The sequence below is a fragment of the Cupriavidus sp. KB_39 genome (assembly GCF_052114485.1).
In the GTDB taxonomy this organism is placed as follows: domain Bacteria; phylum Pseudomonadota; class Gammaproteobacteria; order Burkholderiales; family Burkholderiaceae; genus Cupriavidus.
This window is the reverse complement of sequence record NZ_JBFREV010000088.1, coordinates 1-3,490: the sequence shown is the minus strand read 5'-3', so window position 1 is coordinate 3,490 and position 3,490 is coordinate 1. Positions and strand designations below refer to the sequence as shown.

2 protein-coding genes are annotated in these 3,490 nt (G+C 59.9%); both read right to left on the bottom strand.

All coding sequences use genetic code 11. The annotated features are described in order from the left end of the window. Positions 1 to 89 precede the first annotated feature (89 nt). The gene (locus AB4Z27_RS28505; protein ID WP_441645913.1) at positions 90 to 2,480 is read right to left on the bottom strand and encodes a hypothetical protein; all 2,391 of its coding nucleotides are present in this window, start codon (positions 2,478 to 2,480) and stop codon (positions 90 to 92) included. A gap of 3 nt (positions 2,481 to 2,483) precedes the next feature. Continuing rightward, positions 2,484 to 3,490 (bottom strand): DUF2345 domain-containing protein (locus tag AB4Z27_RS28500; RefSeq protein WP_441645912.1); only part of this gene is annotated, 1,007 nt, incomplete at its 5' end.

Below are 3,490 nucleotides of genomic sequence, written 5' to 3'. Positions count from 1 at the left end.
ACATCGGCCAATGCTGAGACCGGGTGTTGTGCGCACCCAAGGAGGAGGGCCAATGCGGCTGCCATGGATCCGATTGTTCTGAAGTGCATTCAAGCCTCGCTGGTGTAGTAGGCGTTCCATCCGGTGGAGGCAAAGAAGGGATGATCGTTCGCGCCCCGCAGCGCTTCATAGGTCGGCGAAGTCGCGTCAGCCAGCGCATAGCCGTGTGGCACGGTATCCACCAGATGATTTGCGAAAGCGTGGTACCAGCCATCGAAATCGCCATTCATCGCAAGTTTTTCCAGGCGATCGAATTCCCGCAGATAGGGCGATTGATAGACGGGAATATCGATGTCGCGAATGGCTTCGGTCTTGAAGAATGCCCTCAACCTCGCCCTATTTGCCGCGATATCGCCCTTTGCACCGTTCTCGTCCACATGCTGAATGATGTTCTCAAGCTCTGGCTTGGATACGGCGGTCTGGATGACGGCCAGCACCGCCTTTCGCTGAGGCCCCAGATAGTTGTCGCCGGCAACTGCACCGCTAGCCACGACATCCGCGTAGCTGTGACGCGTCAATTGATAGATGAGCATGCCCTTTGCCTCGGGGGTGACATACCTCATTGAGCCCGGATTTCCGAGGATACGGTTGGCCAGTTCCAGCCTCGCGTCGGCCTTCTGCATTTGGTCGTCGACGTCCGCCACTTCACCCTGAATTGTTTCAAGAATATCCCCGTAGAAACTCTCGATTGCCCGGCCGGTTTGCACCGCCAGGAACTGAATACCCTTCAGCGCATCGAAGGCATCTTTAGAAAAGATCTTCAGATTCTTAAACTGCCAATACGCGATGTTGTAAAACAGGCAACTAAAGAACAGCACCATCTGCTTAGCGCCCACTGCGAAATCCACCGCACCTTCCGCGCCCACCCCCACGCACAAGCTCGCATGCGCCTTGAGGCGAAAAACGCCGTCGACATACTCAATCTTGAACTTCGCCCCTGCCCCAATGCCGGCCATTCCCCCGACGGTAGGCGCAATACTCGCAATGCTGGCAAATTCCTTCTTCTCGTCATTCGGATCCCGCCATTCGAGCTCGCCCGTCAGCGTGCCATTGGCTTTCACCCCCGCGAACGCTCCGGCGGAAGCATCGAGCGTGGCAACGTCGGCCTCGTCCTTGGTATTGATGGAAACCGTCTGCTTCCTGCGGGCCTTCTTGCCTTTGCGGCCCCGCTTGCCGGCGGCTTTCGGCATGTTCTTGTCCAAAGGCGAGACTTCGATCTTCATGGCCAGTTCGGCGGCAATGCTGGCGCCCACCACGCCCGACACCTCCACGGTGASCCGGCAACGGCCCGCAATCAGCTTGAATGTCCTGCCGTCGCCATCAGTAACGGTCCACAACCAACCGTCCTTGCGTGGAAAGAAGAGGTCGAGCTTCGCCTCAGCCTTGGCAAAGTCCACGGCGGCGTGACCCTCGGCCTTGACGCTGAGRCGGYGATCCATCACCGACATGTCGCCGTTGAGACTRCCGCCATAGGAGAAGCGCATCAGCTGGGCACCCGCGCCAAGCTCGATGTCGGCAATCTGCGCCGCGTCGTATGAAGCCGATCCGCGCCGTTCAAGCTGATGCGCCTGGTTCCAGTTATCTGCCCACTGGCCCAGCGTGATGCTTGCGCCACCCTCCAGATCTTCGCCAAACAGCGTTTTGGGCGTGATGGTGGTCTGTTTGGCGACCTGCTCCTTCACATAGGTGTGCAGCTTTGCCTTGTCCAGCCTTCGCTTCCCGTTACTACCCTTTTTGTAAACTTCGGACCATTTTGTCTTGTCGACGTCCTTGAGCTTCGGCCATTTCGGTTTCAGCTTGCCGGATTCCACGTAGACCAGTTTCTCCGGCATTGTCTTTGGCCACTTGGCGAACTGCCGCAGGCCATCCGCGGATTTGACCGACGCAATCTTTTTCTTGAACGATCCATCGTCGAAATTTCCCTTCGTATCCTCTGCTGCCTTCCTCTGTTGCTCCCTCCGGTTGTCATGCTTCAAGGCGATCAACTCGACAAGCGTCTTGCCGGCACCGGCTGCACTCTGCTTGTCTTCCTTCGGCTTCTCGGGCGCAGCGGATGCACCGGCCTCTGTGCCATCCGGAACCGGATCGAGGTTTTCATAGACCGCATGCAGCTTCTCGTGCGCCTCCTGCTGCCAGTCGAGCGCGAACTCGTGCACATGCCGCACGTGCGCCTTCTCGGACTCGGAAGCGTTCCGGATCTGAAGCTCCTGCAAATGGTCTTCGCACAATTGCAAGGCCCGGTGGGCGGACTGAAGCTCTGCCACCATGTTGCTGAGCCCGTTGTAGTGCGTGCGTAGCGCGTTCGCATCCTCCGCCGGCACGATGATGATTTCGCCGGTCTCAGGGCGCAGGAAAGCCAGCGGCTCTGCCGGCACCCTGGCATCGACGTTGGTCTCACCCCGCGAGTTCAGCTTTCCGCTGCCAAGCGCGTCATTGGCCATCGCTTACTCCTTGAATATCTTGAGCGCCTGGGCCTTGTCAGCAAAGACCCGCATCGTCCGGCCTGCGGCATCAGTCACGCCCTGAAGGACCTGGCCGTCCGCGGTTTCTATCCGGTAAGGGATGTGCGGCAAACTCTCTCCGCTGTGCTCGTCCTTCAGCGTGAACTGCTCGTCGTAGAGTCCCGGTGGCTTCGGCAGGGCCTGCCTCGCCTCGCGCAGGCTAGACGCCCCCTGCTTTTGCATGGAGATGACCTTCAGGATGAGGTCGCCCGGCCCGCCAATGGTCACGTTTCCATCGGCAAGGCGAACGAAGGCCCCGCCACATTCGAGTACGAGTTCCCGCTTGGCGGCAATATGGACGGCGCCATCCACGCTGGTGATGCTGACGTCCTTGTCCGCAGCCAGCGACATGGCGTCGCTTTGCGCCTGGATCTCTACGCGGCCCCTGCCCGCGAACAGCTTCATGCCAAGTTTTTGCGCGAACAGGGAAACCGCCTCCCCTGCTGCAACGGTGAATGTCTTGATCGCGCTCAGATCGATATTTCTCTCGGCGACAACGGCGATGCCTTCCCGGGCCGCGATCTGTGCGCCGCGCCCGGCGACGATACCGACCGACRCAGGCGCGCTCGCCAGGAGCGAAGGCTCCTTCAGTTGGTTGAGCGCGGCGATCACCTGCTTCTGCGAATCGGTGTCTGCGGCTGCGGCATTGGCCGCCTTCGCGGAACTTTCCAGGGCACGCGCTACCTGTAGCGCGCTTTCGAGCTGTGCAATGGCGGCCTCCATCGCGAGTTGCTTCCCACCTGCCCGCGGCTGGTCATCGGCGGTGAGAAACAGCCCCTTCCCACCCCGTATCGCGCCCCAACCTGACGTGCGAAGCTCGAAGCCCTCCCCGCGCTTCTTCCTCTTGCTATCCACCAAACACCCAAGGTTCAACTGGCTCTTGCCCGCATACTCGGTGGAAAGCTTGATCCCCTCCTGTCCCTCCCAGTCCTCGAAGCGCAGCTTGTTAT